This window comes from Luteibacter sp. OK325, from assembly GCF_003050935.1.
Lineage (GTDB): Bacteria > Pseudomonadota > Gammaproteobacteria > Xanthomonadales > Rhodanobacteraceae > Luteibacter.
Genome location: NZ_QAOX01000002.1, coordinates 869,045 through 883,068, shown reverse-complemented (window position 1 = coordinate 883,068; position 14,024 = coordinate 869,045). Strand labels below are relative to the sequence as shown.

The 14,024-nt window shown below is 66.2% G+C and carries 12 protein-coding genes; 9 read left to right on the top strand and 3 right to left on the bottom strand.

Translation table 11 applies throughout. The features are described from left to right. Positions 1-120: 120 nt before the first annotated feature. A complete protein-coding gene (locus C8J98_RS07715; protein WP_107912561.1) occupies positions 121-603 on the bottom strand; it encodes a YajQ family cyclic di-GMP-binding protein in 483 nt (160 codons plus the stop codon). 84 nt (positions 604-687) lie between these two features. Between C8J98_RS07715 and C8J98_RS07710 the strand changes: the two genes are divergently transcribed. From C8J98_RS07710 to C8J98_RS07695, 4 genes are all read left to right on the top strand, one after another. Continuing rightward, a complete protein-coding gene (locus tag C8J98_RS07710) occupies positions 688-1,863 on the top strand; it encodes an NAD(P)/FAD-dependent oxidoreductase (protein WP_107912560.1) in 1,176 nt (391 codons plus the stop codon). Positions 1,864-1,877: 14 nt separating this feature from the next. Continuing rightward, positions 1,878-2,759: an NAD(P)-dependent oxidoreductase gene (locus C8J98_RS07705; RefSeq protein WP_233260153.1), complete on the top strand. Its 882-nt coding sequence runs from the start codon at positions 1,878-1,880 to the stop codon at positions 2,757-2,759. A 96-nt stretch (positions 2,760-2,855) separates the two neighbouring features. Next, complete coding sequence (locus C8J98_RS07700) at positions 2,856-3,137, top strand: hypothetical protein (RefSeq protein WP_107912557.1); 282 nt, start codon at positions 2,856-2,858, stop codon at positions 3,135-3,137. A gap of 86 nt (positions 3,138-3,223) precedes the next feature. Further along, a complete protein-coding gene (locus C8J98_RS07695) occupies positions 3,224-4,057 on the top strand; it encodes a nitrate reductase (protein ID WP_233260152.1) in 834 nt (277 codons plus the stop codon). Positions 4,058-4,159: 102 nt separating this feature from the next. On the opposite strand, the gene C8J98_RS07690 is transcribed toward C8J98_RS07695, so the two are convergent. Together C8J98_RS07690 and C8J98_RS07685 are read right to left on the bottom strand one after the other, a co-directional pair. Next, the gene (locus C8J98_RS07690; RefSeq protein WP_107912553.1) at positions 4,160-4,615 is read right to left on the bottom strand and encodes a YaiI/YqxD family protein; all 456 of its coding nucleotides are present in this window, start codon (positions 4,613-4,615) and stop codon (positions 4,160-4,162) included. A gap of 2 nt (positions 4,616-4,617) precedes the next feature. After that, a complete protein-coding gene (locus C8J98_RS07685; RefSeq protein ID WP_107912551.1) occupies positions 4,618-5,493 on the bottom strand; it encodes a PhzF family phenazine biosynthesis protein in 876 nt (291 codons plus the stop codon). Positions 5,494-5,630: 137 nt separating this feature from the next. Between C8J98_RS07685 and C8J98_RS07680 the strand changes: the two genes are divergently transcribed. The 5 genes from C8J98_RS07680 (at position 5,631) to C8J98_RS07660 (ending at position 13,946) form a co-directional block, all read left to right on the top strand. Continuing rightward, complete coding sequence (locus tag C8J98_RS07680) at positions 5,631-6,236, top strand: rhomboid family intramembrane serine protease (RefSeq protein WP_107912550.1); 606 nt, start codon at positions 5,631-5,633, stop codon at positions 6,234-6,236. Positions 6,237-6,404: 168 nt separating this feature from the next. Next, entirely contained in the window at positions 6,405-7,397 is a 993-nt protein-coding gene (locus C8J98_RS07675) for a histone H1-like repetitive region-containing protein (protein WP_107912548.1), read from the top strand. 124 nt (positions 7,398-7,521) lie between these two features. After that, entirely contained in the window at positions 7,522-8,079 is a 558-nt protein-coding gene (locus C8J98_RS07670) for a hypothetical protein (RefSeq protein ID WP_107912546.1), read from the top strand. Between the two features lie 87 nt (positions 8,080-8,166). After that, entirely contained in the window at positions 8,167-10,479 is a 2,313-nt protein-coding gene (locus C8J98_RS07665; RefSeq protein ID WP_146171599.1) for a DNA internalization-related competence protein ComEC/Rec2, read from the top strand. A gap of 104 nt (positions 10,480-10,583) precedes the next feature. Next, the gene (locus C8J98_RS07660) at positions 10,584-13,946 is read left to right on the top strand and encodes a GH92 family glycosyl hydrolase (protein WP_233260151.1); all 3,363 of its coding nucleotides are present in this window, start codon (positions 10,584-10,586) and stop codon (positions 13,944-13,946) included. The last annotated feature ends 78 nt before the right edge of the window (positions 13,947-14,024 follow it).

The window sequence follows — 14,024 nt, the reverse complement described above, 5'->3', positions numbered from 1 at the left end:
CGCTTGAGCGCCGGGTCGATCGGTCGATATCCCATGGGTCACCTCGGTAGGGATTTTGCTCCTACATGGGTGTCCAGGAAAATTAGACCACTGCAAACTGGCTCCTACAGAAATCTGCGGTCAGTCGCGGAAGTTATCGAACTGCAGCGGCAGTTCCACGTCCGCCTTGCGCAACAGCGCCATCGCCATCTGCAGGTCGTCGCGCTTCTTGCCGCTGACGCGGACCTTGTCGCCGTTGATCTGCGCTTCCACCTTCAGCTTGGCTTCCTTCATCGTCGCGATGAGCTTCTTCGCGATCGGCTGCTCGATACCCTGCTTGATGGTGATCTTCTGCCGGGCCTGGGCGAGGTTCGTCTCCACCTTGCCCACATCCATGGCGCGGACGTCGATATGGCGGGCGGTAAGGCATTCACGAAGGATCGGCATCAGCTGTTCGAGCTGGAATTCGTTGTCGGCCTTCAGCGTGACGGTGCTGTCGTCCAGTTCCATGCCGGCCGAGGTGCCCTTGAGGTCGAAGCGGCTGGTCACCTTGCGGCTGGCCTGGTCGATGGCGTTGGTCAGTTCGTGCTTGTCGACTTCCGAAACGATGTCGAAGGAAGGCATGGCGGGGGTCCTTGGGCTCGTGGCGAGGTCAACAAGTTTACGCGAGGGCGCTACCATGTGTGTTTGTACGGCGGAAAACCCAGCATGGAATACGACGTCCTCGTCATCGGGGCGGGTGCGGCAGGCCTGATGACGGCTATCGTCGCGGGTGGCCGCGGCAAGCGCGTGCTGGTGGTGGACCACGCCAACCGGGCCGGCAAGAAGATTTTGATGTCCGGCGGCGGCCGCTGCAACTTCACCAATACGGCCACCTTGCCGGCCAATTTCCTCTCGGCGAACCCGCATTTCTGCAAGTCCGCGCTGGCGCGCTACACGCCGTGGGACTTCATCGCCATGGTCGACAAGCACGGCATTGCCTGGCACGAGAAGTCGCCGGGGCAGCTGTTCTGTGACGATTCCTCCAAGCAGATCGTGCGCATGTTGCTGGACGAGTGCGCCGCGGCCGGCGTTCGCGTCGAGATCAATTGCGCGGTATCGCGCCTGCGCGCCACGGAAACCGGCTTCGGCTGCGATACCCCGCTGGGCCACGTGCGCGCCGGCTCGGTGGTGGTTGCCACCGGTGGCCTGTCGATTCCCAGCCTGGGCGCCACCGGCTTCGGCTACGAGCTGGCGAAGCAGTTCGGTCACGCCGTGCTGCCGCTTCGCGCCGGACTCGTGCCGCTGACGCTCAGCGGCAAGCACCAGGAACGCTTCGAAGGTCTGGCAGGTGTGGCATTGCCGGTGGAGGCAGCCGCCAACGACGCAAGTTTTCGCGACGCGCTGCTGTTCACCCACCGGGGCCTCAGCGGGCCGGCCATCCTGCAGATTTCCTCGTACTGGGAACCGGGCGCCGACCTGCGCGTCGACCTTCTGCCCGGCGTCGATGCCGCGGAAGTGCTGCTCGAAGGCCGCGCGGAGCGTCCCCTGGCCGAACTCAAGACCGTGCTTGCCGGGTTGTTGCCACGCCGCCTGGCCGAGCGCCTGTGCGAGATCTGGCTGCCCAACCGACCGATGCGCCAGTACCGTGACGCCGAGTTGAGGGACATCGGCGCACAATTAGCCAGTTGGCCCGTGGTCGCCAGTGGCACCGAGGGCTATCGCACGGCCGAGGTCACCCTTGGCGGCGTGGATACCGACGAGGTTTCGTCGGCCACCATGATGTCCAAACGCCAGCCCGGCCTGTATTTCGTCGGCGAAGTTCTCGATGTGACAGGGCATCTGGGTGGTTACAACTTTCAATGGGCCTGGGCCTCCGGCAACGCCGCCGGCCTGGCTGTCTGACTCGGAGCAAGCAAATGCGTATCGGCTTTATCGGACTGGGCAACATGGGCGTCGGCATGGCCGGCACCCTGATCAAGGGCGGCCACGAGCTGACGGTATGGAACCGCTCGGCGGACGCGGCCAGGCCGCTGGCGGAGCAGGGCGCGAAAGTCGCGGCGAAGGCCGTCGATGCGGCCGTCGATGCCGAGGTGCTGCACAGCATGCTGGCCAATGACGCGGCCATTCGCGAGGTCATCCTGGACAGCGGTGTGCTGGACGCGCTGCCCAAAGGCGCGGTGCATGTGAACCACGCGACGATCTCCGTCGCGCTGGCGCAGGAACTGATCGAAGCGCACGAGAAGCGTGGCCTGGGCTACGTGGCCGCGCCTGTGTTCGGTCGTCCCGAAGTCGCCGCCGCGGGCAACCTCAACGTGGTCGCCTCCGGCAAGCCGGACGCCGTCGCCAAGGTGCAGCCGCTGCTCGAGCTGATCGGCCAGAAGGTCTGGCCGATGGGCGACGACCCCATTCGCGCGACCATCGTCAAGATTGGCGGCAACTTCCTGATCGGCGCGGCCATCGAGAGCATGGCCGAGGCAACCACGCTGACCCGCGCTCACGGCGTTTCGGCGGCCGATTTCCTCGACGTCATGTCGAATTCATTGTTCGCCTCGCCGATCTACAAGATCTATGGCGGCATGATCGCCGCGGAGACCTACACCCCGGCGGCGTTCAAGCTGAGCCTGGGCTTCAAGGACATCGGCCTGGCGCGCGCCGCGGCGGACGCCAAACGCGTGCCCATGCCCTTCGCCAGCGTGCTGCACGACGCCCTGCTCGAATCCCTCGCGGCGGGCGACGGCGAGCTGGACTTCTCCGGCCTGGCCCGGGTGGCCGCGGCGCGGGCCCGCCTGAAGGGGTGATGTCGGCCCCGGTTTCGGCAAGCCTTCACAATCAATACCCCCGCGGGTCCGCGACAATCGGACCCGCACGCTGTCGTGCAGCTGAGGGTCGACATCATGACGGTAACCTGGAAGACGGTATACGAGGGCATGCATGAGGGGCGCGCGATCACGGTGAAGGAGTCCAACGACGGTACCTTCAAGCTCGCCACCAAGCAGATCTTCCATGACGAAGGCATCGCTTATCAAGAAGGCAGCCGCTACGTCCACGTGTCGCCGGCCAGCGTCGGTGAAGCAGTGGAAGTCGAAGCGAACTCGCGCGATTCGCTCGAGGAAGCCCTGAAGGAACTGCATTTCTCGGCGGACACGGTTTCCTCGATCGGCGCCAAGCTGGCCTGACGGACACCGCTGCGTTTCTGCCATGATGGGGGCTCGTTCCCCCATCCCGGTGAGTACCGTCCATGGCAGAAACGATGTCCCCGACGATGGAACGAACGGTTCCTCGTGTCCTGATGTGTCCACCGACATTCTTCGAGGTCAGCTACGTCATCAATCCATGGATGACCGACCACGTCCATGACACCACCGCCGAGCGCTCGCGCAGGCAGTGGGACGCCCTCCGCGAAACGGTCTCGCGTCATGCCGACGTGGCGCTCGAGGAGTCCGCGCCGGGTCAGCCGGATATGACTTTCGCCGCCAACGCCGGCCTGGTCTTCGGCAACAGCTTCGTCCCCAGCCGCTTCCGTTACACGGAACGACAGGGCGAAGAGGTTCATAACCGCGCCTGGTTCAGCCGCCACGGTTTCGATATCGTGGATCTTCCCGACGATGTGTTTTTCGAAGGTGCCGGCGATGGCTTGTTCGATCGCGGGGTCTCACGTCGCCTGTGGATGGGCTACGGCCATCGCTCCGACCAGACCGCGGCGTCCGCACTTGCCAGGTTGCTCGACATCGAAGTCCTGCCGCTGAAGCTTGCCGATCCGCGCTTCTATCATCTGGACACCTGCTTCTGCCCGCTGGCCGACGGCTACACGCTGTATTTCCCGGCGGCGTTCGATGCGCCTTCGCTCGCGCTGATCGAAAAACATGTCCCGTCCAGCCACCGTATAGCCGTACACGAACACGACGCCCTCGACTTCGCCTGCAACGCGGTGAACCTGGCCAAGGTGGTGATCCTCAATCGCGCAAGCCCGGACCTGCGGTCTCGTCTGGAGGGCGCGGGTTTCATGTTGATCGAGGTGGCCCTGGACGAGTTCATGAAGTCGGGCGGGGCGGCCAAGTGCCTTACGTTGCGGCTGGATGAAGTCGTCGGGGCGTAATTGCCTCGTGTGGGAGCCGCTTCAGCGGCGATAACCAGGTTGCTGGGCACCGCCTTCGCCAGAGCATTCGCCGCTGAAGCGCCTCCTGCAAGGGGCGCGGATTTACCTGGCTGCGCGGCGTTTTGCCAGCCAGGTGTCCAGCGCGTTGGCGAAGTTCTGCCGGTCGCGCGGGTGCATGGTGGCGGGGCCACCGGTGTCGACGCCGGAGCCGCGGAGTTCTTCCATGAAATTTCGCATGGAAAGGCGCTGCGCGATCGTCTCCTTCGTGTACATCTCGCCGCGCGGATGCAGGGCCAGCGCGCCTTTTTCGATCGCGAATGCCGCCAGCGGAATGTCCTGGGTGACGACGAGGTCGCCTGGTTCGACGCGGCGGACGATCTCGTCATCGGCCACGTCGAAGCCGCCCGGCACCTGGATCGAACGGACGAAACGCGAAGCCGGCGTGCGGATCCACGCGTTGGCGACCAGGGTCACATTGACCTGTTCGCGCTCGGCGGCGCGGAACAGGATGTCCTTGATCACGTTCGGGCAGGCGTCGGCGTCGACCCAGATCTGCATGGTCAGGCGTCCGTCCAGTCCACGTGGCCGTCGACGATGGTGTTGGTGCAGCCGCCGACCCACACGGCCTCGCCGTCGATGCGGATGATGATGCGGGCGTCGTGGCCCACTTCGCGGCCCTGGCTGACCACGTAGCCTTTCGTCAACGTGCCGCTGGTGTCGCGCGCGGCAACGTAGGCGGCGATGAGGCCGTTGGCGGCGCCGGAGGCGGGGTCTTCCACGATGCCGACACCGGCCGGGAAGGCGCGCACGGCCAGGCCTTCGGCGGAACGCGCGAACACGCACAGGCCGAGAGTGTCGGTGGCCAGTGCAAGCGCGCGAATAGCGGCATGGTCCGGACGCCAGCCGCGCAGGGCCGTCTCGTCGGCGAATTCGGCGACCCACCAGCGGCGGCCACCTTCCACGCAAGCGGGGGCCAGCGCGCCGAGCTTGACGCCGTAGAGCACGGCGGACAGCGTCTCACCGGCGCAGGAGGCATCGCCGACGATGCGCGCCCTGGGTGACTGCACGAACAGTTCGCGCGCCTTGCCGGCTTTTTCCACGCGGATTGGCAGCACGCCGGCGCCGCATTCCTGCCAGATGATCCCCGCGGCATCGGGTGTGACCAGGCCGGCGTCGAGCGCCGCGTGGGCGCTGCCGATGGTCGGGTGCCCGGCGAACGGGATTTCCTTGGTCGGTGTAAAGATCCGGGCGCGGTAATCGGCGCCTTCGGCGTGCGCGGGCATCAGGAAGGTGGTTTCGACCAGGTTGGTCCAGTGGGCGAAGCGCTGCATGCGCTCGTCGGACCAGCCATCGGCGTCGATCACCACGCCCAGCGGATTGCCGCCGCCGTGGCGGGCGGCGAAGACGTCGAGCTGCTTGTAACGGATGGGGGACATCGGTCGTGCCGGGAGCGGGGGAGGTCGGTCATGATAGCCGTCCATCGCCTGTCCGGCATGGCCCGGGGGTTCGACATCGGCGCGCGTTACCGCCAAGATGCGCGCTGGCCCGGTCCTAAAGGACGCTGTTTCGTCGCATGATCACGCTGCTCATCATCCTCGTGACCTGTGTGGTCTCGATCGTCGCGTTCCGCAACCACCGCCTGATGGACGACCTGATCCTCTGGCCGCCCGCGCTCTCACGCAGCCGTGAATACTACCGGTTGGTGAGCTATGGCCTGGTCCATGCGGATGGCGCGCACCTCTTCTTCAACATGTTCACGCTGTATTTCTTCGGCCGGAACATGGAAGGCATCTTCACCGAGGCGATGGGCCCGCTGGGCTTCGTCACCTTCTACATCGGCGCGCTGATCTTCTCGATCCTGCCGACGTACATGAAGAACCGTAACAATGCCTCCTACCGTAGCCTGGGCGCGTCCGGCGCGGTCTCCGCGATCCTCTTCGCCTATGTGCTGATCAGCCCCTGGTCCAGCATCTACGTCTTCATCGTCAAGCTGCCGGCGGTCATCTACGCCGTGCTTTTCGTCGCGTATTCGATCTACATGGACAAGCGCGGCGGCGGCAACGTGAACCACAGCGCACACCTGTGGGGTGCGGCGTACGGCGTGATCTTCACCATCGCGCTCGAGCCCTCTTTGCTGCCCCGCTTCATCGCGTTGCTGTCACAACCGCGCTTTTCCTGACCCGGAACCTGAACTTTTACGAACCAGTTATGTGACTTCGGACGACAGCTGATACATCATGCGTTTGTCCGGATCGAACACCACCCTTTTCCAAGTCGTCCGGCATGCACGCGGGTCTTCCCCGGTGGGGCAGTTCGCGTCGGCTACTAACGTAGGAGGAGTGAACGCATGGCTACTACCCGCAAGTCCGCCGCGAAAAAATCAGCGGCCCGTAAAGCGACCTCGAAGAAGAGCGCCGTGAAGAAGACCGTCGCGAAGAAAGCCATTAAGAAGTCGTCGGCCAGGAAATCAGCTGTCAAGAAGGCTGCGGTCAAGAAGAGCCCGGTCAAGAAGGCTGCTGGCAAGAAGACCGCGGTCAAGAAAGCCGCCGGTAAGAAAACCGCTGTGAAGAAGGCTGCCGGCAAGAAGACCGCCGTCAGGAAGTCCGCAGCGAAGAAGACGGTGAAGAAAACCACTGCGCGTAAGGCTGCCGTAAAGAAGGCGCCCGCGCGCAAGGTCGCGGCGAAGAAGGCTGCGCCGCGCAAGGCCGCCGTGAAGAAGGCCAGCACCAAGGCTTCGGCGCGCAAGGCCCCGGCCCGCAAGACAGCCGCTAGCAAGGTTGTCGCTAAGAAGGCGGCCCGCAAGGCGCCCGCACGCAAGGTGGCAGCCACGAAGTCGCCGGCACGCAAGAGTGCTGCCCCGGCAAAGAAAGCCGCCGCGACGCCGGTTACAAAGTCCGTATCGACCACACGCCGCACAAGCGCGCACACGATCGAGCAGAAGCCGGTATCGCGCACCCCCGCGACCAGCACGCCGCGCAAGCCGCCGTTGACGGTCGTGCCGGCAGCCACGTCGGCGCCCAAGCCGGTCGTCAAGGCGAAGCCCGCTCCGAAGCCGCGCCCGAAGCCGACGCCGAAGCCGGCGGCACCCGCAGCGGCGGATGAGCCGGTACAGCACATCAGCCAGGAAGAGGCGGTCGCGCACATCCAGGCCCTGCTCGAAGCCAAGCGCGAGCGCGATCGGCAGCCGCCAGCGTGGCCGACCGGCGAGAACAGCAATGGCGTGCCGGCGACGCCTGCGGGCAGCGAGGCGACTCCGCCGTCAGCGTCACCGGCATCACCGGAAGCCAATTACGCCAACGAAGCGCACCAGCGTGGCGATCAGCAGAAGAGCAAGCCGTGATCGGAGAAGGCTGAATGAAGGGAAAGGGTCGCTTTCGCGACCCTTTCGTTTTTTAGCGGGCGTTCAATTGAGCGGGCGCAGTGTCGAAGTCGTCCACCGCCGTTCTTCTCATCAGAGAAACCCCATGCGTCGTGCGTATTCCCTGCTACTGGCTGCCGCGGCAACCCTGCCGCTCGCTGGTTGTTACTACGACCCCGGCTACGTTCGTAGCAGCTCCGGGGGCGATGCTTATTACGGCACGGAAACGACGACTGTCGTCCAGCCGGGCGGTGCTTACTACGATCCGGGTTACGGCTACTACGGGCCGGGCTATTACGGCGGCGGTTATTCGACGATTGCCGTATATGGCGGCGGTTACGACCGTCGCTACTACCGCGATCGCGATGGACACGATCATCCGCGTCCGCCACCGCCGGGCGGTTGGCACGGTCGGCCGGGCGACGGTGATCACCGTCCGCCGGGTGGCTGGCAGGGCGATAACCAGGGCGGTGACCATCAGCGACCGCCGGGTGGTTGGCAAGGTGGTAATCATCAGCCGCCGCCGGGTGGCTGGCACGGTGGTGGTCGTTCGCCGCCGCCGGGTGGCGGGCAGGCCGGCAATCGCCCGGCGCGTTCGCCGGGTTCGTCGGGCTCGGCTCCGCGTGGAAACGCCGATCGCGGTAATCACGATAACGGCCACTGATGCCGCGGTGATGCCCCACACGATTTGATGGGCCCGGGCGCGACGGTTCGCGCCTAGGCTGGGCTGCCGTAGGCAACGGCGTCCGTCGTGGTTTGTCGCGTTCCCTCGTTAACGCTTACCTCGTTGGCTGTGGCCGCCTTGCTTGGCTGCACGGCAGTGCAGGGCTGCGCGTGGCTGCCGCCGTGGCCGTGGTCCATGCTCGCCGTTCTCGTCGCCTTCGCGGGCACCGTCGCATTGCCGTGGCGACCGTTACGCCATCTTGCCGTGTGCCTTTTGTTCGCCGGCTGGGCGGCGCTGCACGGCGCACATGGGATGGCCGCGCGCCTGCCGGCAGAGGAGGAGGGGCAGGATGTCGTTGTAAGGGGTCATGTCGTCGATCTTCCCCGGGCGCGTGGCGGCGACGCTTCGTTCCTCTTCGTCCCCGAAAGCGTGGAAGGTGCCCCGCCGTGGTCGCGCGGCACACTGCGCCTTAGCTGGTATCGCACGCCGGTGTCGCCTGCGCCCTGCGAGCACTGGCAACTTACCGTTCGCTTGCGTCGCCCTCGCGGCAACGTCAATCCGGGTGGTGGCGACGCGGAGCGTACGGCGCTTCAGCGCGGCATCATCGCTACGGGCTACGTACGGGCCGCTCCCGACAATGCGCGCATGGGCCCTGGTCGGTGCGTGGATGCCTGGCGCGATGGCGTGGCGCGATCCCTGGACACGCATCTGGGCAGCGACGACGCACGCATCCTCAAGGCGCTGGCTGTCGGTGACACACGCGGACTGGACGCGGCGGACTGGGACATCGCGCGCGCCACGGGCGTGTCGCACCTTATCGCCATCTCGGGATTCCACATCGGCGTCGCGGCCGGGGGCGGTGTGCTCGCTGTACGTCTGCTCTACGCGTGGTGGCCCTTGCTTGGCCTGTGGCTGCCAAGACAGCTGGCGCAGGCGGTGCTGGGCATGCTGGTGGCGGGCGGCTACGGCGTGCTCGCCGGCCTGGGCCTGCCGACCGTGCGCACCTTGTTGATGATCGGCGTCGTCGTGCTGGCCGGGATGGCACGGCGTCGGGCCGGCGGAATGTCGCTGCTCGCGTTCGCGATGCTCGCCGTGCTGACGTTCGACCCGCTTTCCGTGCTCTCGGCGGGGTTCTGGCTTTCGTTCGCGGGCGTCGGCTTCCTGGTGTGCTGCGTGGCACCGCGCTCGCGCGGGCTTGCCGGCTGGCTGGGCGAACTGCTCCGCGCACAGGCGGCGATGAGCATTGCGCTGCTTCCGCTGTCCCTGTGCCTGTTCGGCAGTACATCACTGATGGGATTCGTCGCCAACCTGGTCGCCGCGCCGCTGGTCAGTTTCGTGGTGGTACCGCTGACGCTGCTGGGCTGCGTCCTGTTGCCCTTGCCGGCGATCGCCGTACCGCTGCTCGCCGGTGCCGCGTGGCTGCTCGGCCGGCTGTGGCGCATGCTCGCCGCGCTGGCGGAGGTACCGGGTGCTCAACTGAGCGTGGCCGAGAGCGGCATCCTCCCGGTCGTCCTGGCGACGGTGGGCGCGCTGTGGTTGTTCATGCCGCGTGGCGTGCCCTTGCGCGGCTACGGCGCGTTGCTGTTCCTGCCGCTGCTGCTACCGGTGCGAGACATGCCCAGGGCGGGCGCCTTTCGCGTATGGGTGCTCGACGTGGGGCAGGGACTGGCCGTGGTCGTTCGTACGCGACAGCACACGCTGGTCTACGACACCGGGCCCGCCTATGGCGGGGGACGCGACGCCGGCGCCGGCATCGTGCTGCCGTCGATCACGGCACTGGGCCTGGGTCCCGTAGACACGCTCGTGGTCAGTCACGGTGACATCGACCACGCGGGCGGCGCATCGGCGATCGTCTCCCGCTACCCGCAGGCTCGACGACTCTCCGGTGAACCGGGCCGGTTGGGCTTCCCGGCGGAACAGTGCACTTCGGCTGCCGACTGGTCGTGGAACGAAGTCAGCTTTCGTTTCATCGAGGTCCCGCCGGCAGTGCAGGGTAAGACGGCCAGCAACGACCGCTCGTGCGTGCTTGCGGTCGAGGGAGATGGCGGCCGCTTCCTGCTCACCGGCGACATCAGCGACAAGGCCGAGCGCCGCATCGACCGCGAGGCGCTCTGGTCCGACCTGCCCACGGTGACGACGGTGGCCCATCACGGCAGCAAGCATTCGTCGGATGTGCTTTGGCTCCGGGCTGTGCAGCCCGAGCTGGCCATCGTGTCGGCTGGCTGGCGCAACCGTTTCGGCCATCCGCACGCGTCGGTGCTGGCGCGCCACGAGGATGCGGGGGCCGACGTGCTCAATACCGCAGTGAGCGGCGCGATCCAGGTCGATCTGCCTCGCGGTGCCGCGCCGCGCGTTGTAAGGGAGTGGCGTCGACCGGCCGGTCGCTACTGGCGAGAGTAGGACTCCACGATCAGGGCCCGAACGACCACCTTGTGCTGCACCGCCGTTTGACAATTTCAATTTAGAACGATTTAAATGGGGTTCCGCTAGACAAGGGGATAAGCGTGACTGCATCGAAGCACGGTTGGGGCAGGGCGGCGTTCGCCCTGGTGACGGCGTCTCTTGTGGTACCGGTGGGAGCCCTCGCGGCCACCCAGCGCTTCGACAGCTCGTTCGAGTCCGGGCAGCCCGCGCCGCTGGCGGCGAAGGGCACGCTCGAGGTTCGGGTCGTCGGCGGCCCGCCCGCCGATGCGGTGTTAACCGCGAAGGCCGATGTCGGTTTCACCGGCATGCACTCCCTGCGTTACGCGGGTACGGGCAACGGCGCACCAGCGACGACGAAGCTCTTCGATACCGACATCCGAGTCGGCGACGATACGAAGCTGTCCTGGCTGGTCTTCCCGCGCTCGAATAAGGGCGACCTGGTCAATCCGGCCAACTATGTCGCCGTCGACCTTGTGTTCGACGACGGTTCGCGCCTTTCCACCAGCGCGGCGCGCGATCAGCACCGGGTTCCCGCCACCGCCAAGGGGCAGGGCGAAGGGCGCGTGCTCTATCCCGACCAGTGGAACTACGTGAGCGTGGATCTGGGCAGCGTGGCCAAGGGCCGTCGTGTTCGCTCGATCGAACTGAGCGCGGCCGCACCCGCGGGCGAAGCGTTCGAGGGCTACCTCGACGACGTGCGCATCGGCGAGGTCAAGGCAGTCAACAGCACGCACCCGACCGACTACGTCGACACCCGGCGCGGCTCCAACGCCAACGAAAACTACTCGCGCGGTAACAACTTCCCCGCCGTCGCCATGCCGCACGGCTTTAATTTCTGGACCCCGACGACCAACGCCGGTTCCAACTGGATCTATCAGTACCAGGCCCGCAACGGCGACGACAATCGCCCACGCATCGAGGCTTTCGCGCTCTCGCACGAGCCCAGCCCGTGGATGGGCGAGCGCCAGACCTTCCAGGTCATGCCGGCCCAGACCGCTTCGGGCGCACCGGCGCTCAAGCGGGAAACGCGCGCGCTTTCGTTCGGCCACGACGCCGAGCTGGCGCACCCGGACTATTACCGCGTGCGCTTCGACAATGGCCTGACCACCGAGATCACGCCGACCGACCGCGCGGCGATGTTCCGTTTTACCTTCACGGACAAGCGTTCGCAGCTGGTCTTCGACAACCTCGACGACAGGGCGGCCATTACGCTCGATCCCGGCCAGCGCAGCATCCAGGGTTGGTCGGACGTGAAGAGCCGTCTTTCCACCGGTGCCACGCGCCTGTTCTTCTACGCGGTGTTCGACAAACCGGTGGCCGAGAGCGGCCGCCTTACCGGCGAGAAGCGCGATGCCGCTTCGGCCTGGTTCGGCTTTGACACCTCGAAGAAGGGCGATCGCGTCGTCACCATGCGGATCGCCACCTCGCTGATGGGCGTCGAGCAGGCCAAGGCCAACCTCGCGCAGGAGATCGCGCCGGACGACACCTTCGACAGCGTGCACGAGCGCGCACGCAAGGCCTGGGACGATCGCCTGGACACGGTCAAGGTCGAGGGCGCGTTGCCCGACGAAAAGACCGTGCTCTACTCGAACCTGTACCGCCTGTTCCTGTATCCGAACCATGCCTACGAGAACACCGGTAGCAAGGACGCGCCCGTGTGGCGCTACGCCAGCCCGTTCTCGGCACCGGCAGGGTCGAACACGGACACCACGACGGGTGCGCACATCGTCGACGGCCAGCCGTTCGTTAACAACGGCTTCTGGGACACCTACCGCACGGCGTGGCCGGCCTATGTGCTGCTCACTCCGAACGAAGCGGGCAAGATGATCGACGGCTTCGTGCAGCAGTACCGCGATGCGGGCTGGATCGCGCGCTGGTCGTCGCCGGGCTATGCCGACCTGATGGTGGGCACCAGCTCGGATGTCGCCTTCGCCGATGCCTGGCTGAAGGGCGTGCGCAATTTCGACGTCTCCGCGTTCTACCAGTCGGCCATCCGTAATGCCTCCAGCGTCAGCGAGGAGAAGGGTGCCGGCCGCAAGGGCATCCAGCGCTCGCTGTTCAACGGCTATACCGACGACGCCATCGCTGAAGGCCTGTCCTGGTCGATGGATGGCTATATCAACGACTTCGCCATCGGTAACCTCGCTGCGGTGCTGGCCAAGGACGCCCCGGCCGGCGACGCCTATCGCTCCTCCTACGCCGACGATGCCGCCTGGTATCGCTCGCGTGCCGTCGGCTACACGAACCTGTTCGATCCCGCCGTCGGCTTCTTCGTCGCGCGCGACGCCGCGGGCAAGTGGCGCTGGGATGCGAAGCAATTCAACCCGATCCGCTGGGGCGGCGACTACACCGAGACCAATGCCTGGAACATGGCCTTCCATGCGCCGCAAGACGGTGCCGGCCTCGCCGCGCTTTACGGTGGCCGCGAAGCGCTGGGCGCCAAGCTCGACCAGTTCTTCAGCACACCGGGCAAGTACGACGTGGGCGACTACGGCGGCGAGATCCACGAGATGCTCGAGGCACGCGATGTGCGCATGGGCCAGTACGGCCACTCGAACCAGCCCTCGCACCACATCATCTGGATGTACGACGAAGCCGGCCAGCCCTGGAAAACCCAGGACAAGCTGCGCGACGCCGTGTCCCGCCTGTATGTGGGCAGCGAGATCGGCCAGGGCTACCCGGGCGATGAAGACAACGGCGAGATGTCGGCGTGGTGGCTGTTCGGCGCCGCTGGCTTCTATCCGCTGCGCATGGGCACGCCGGAGTATGTGATCGGCGCGCCGCACTTCCCGCACATGAGCCTTCGCCTGGAAGGGGGTGCGACGATCGACATCAAGGCTCCGGGCGTGAGCGACACCAATCGCTACGTGCAGTCGCTGAGCGTCAACGGCAAGCCCTGGAACAAGGTCACGCTGCCGCACGAACTGCTGGCGAAGGGCGCGACGCTCGAGTTCACCATGGGGCCGACGCCGTCGACCTGGGGCACCGGTGCCGAAGCGCTGCCGGCCTCGATCAGCGCCGAAGGCAGCAAGCCGGCGCCGCTGGTGGATCTGACGAGCGAGGGCGGCAAGGCCTTCGGTTCGCTGAAGGGTCCCGAGTTGGACAAGCTGTTCGACAACACCTCCGACACCTCGGCCCACCTCGACGCGAAAGCTCCGGCGGTCGGCTGGCACTTCGAGCACCCGGTGACCGTGGAGATGCTCACCCTGACCTCGGGAGCCAAGGCCGGCGATGCATCCGCCTGGGTGCTCGAAGGCTCGGCGGACGGCAAGCACTACCAGACGGTCGACAAGCGTGACGGTGAGACCTGGCCGTGGCGCCGGCAGACCCGGGCGTTCGCCGTGAGCGCGCCGAAGCCGTACGCCTGGTACCGCCTGCGTCTCGTTTCCGGTGATACGAACGGTCTGGACCTCAGCGAGGTCGAGTTCCTCGGGCACAGGTAACGCCCTTTGAGCGGCTTTGTGTGGGAGCCGCTTCAGCGGCGATTGGGGGTTGAGGCAAGCACCCATCGCCGCTGAAGC

Bases quoted from the DNA above. Each gene is read 5' to 3' on its own strand.
- C8J98_RS07670 (WP_107912546.1), top strand. From the start codon at position 7,522: ATGCGTCGTGCGTATTCCCTGCTACTGGCTGCCGCGGCAACCCTGCCG.
- C8J98_RS07695 (WP_233260152.1), top strand. From the start codon at position 3,224: ATGGAACGAACGGTTCCTCGTGTCCTGATGTGTCCACCGACATTCTTC.
- C8J98_RS07675 (WP_107912548.1), top strand. From the start codon at position 6,405: ATGGCTACTACCCGCAAGTCCGCCGCGAAAAAATCAGCGGCCCGTAAA.
- C8J98_RS07680 (WP_107912550.1), top strand. From the start codon at position 5,631: ATGATCACGCTGCTCATCATCCTCGTGACCTGTGTGGTCTCGATCGTC.
- C8J98_RS07685 (WP_107912551.1), bottom strand. From the start codon at position 5,493: ATGTCCCCCATCCGTTACAAGCAGCTCGACGTCTTCGCCGCCCGCCAC.
- C8J98_RS07710 (WP_107912560.1), top strand. From the start codon at position 688: ATGGAATACGACGTCCTCGTCATCGGGGCGGGTGCGGCAGGCCTGATG.
- C8J98_RS07700 (WP_107912557.1), top strand. From the start codon at position 2,856: ATGACGGTAACCTGGAAGACGGTATACGAGGGCATGCATGAGGGGCGC.
- C8J98_RS07705 (WP_233260153.1), top strand. From the start codon at position 1,878: ATGCGTATCGGCTTTATCGGACTGGGCAACATGGGCGTCGGCATGGCC.
- C8J98_RS07715 (WP_107912561.1), bottom strand. From the start codon at position 603: ATGCCTTCCTTCGACATCGTTTCGGAAGTCGACAAGCACGAACTGACC.
- C8J98_RS07690 (WP_107912553.1), bottom strand. From the start codon at position 4,615: ATGCAGATCTGGGTCGACGCCGACGCCTGCCCGAACGTGATCAAGGAC.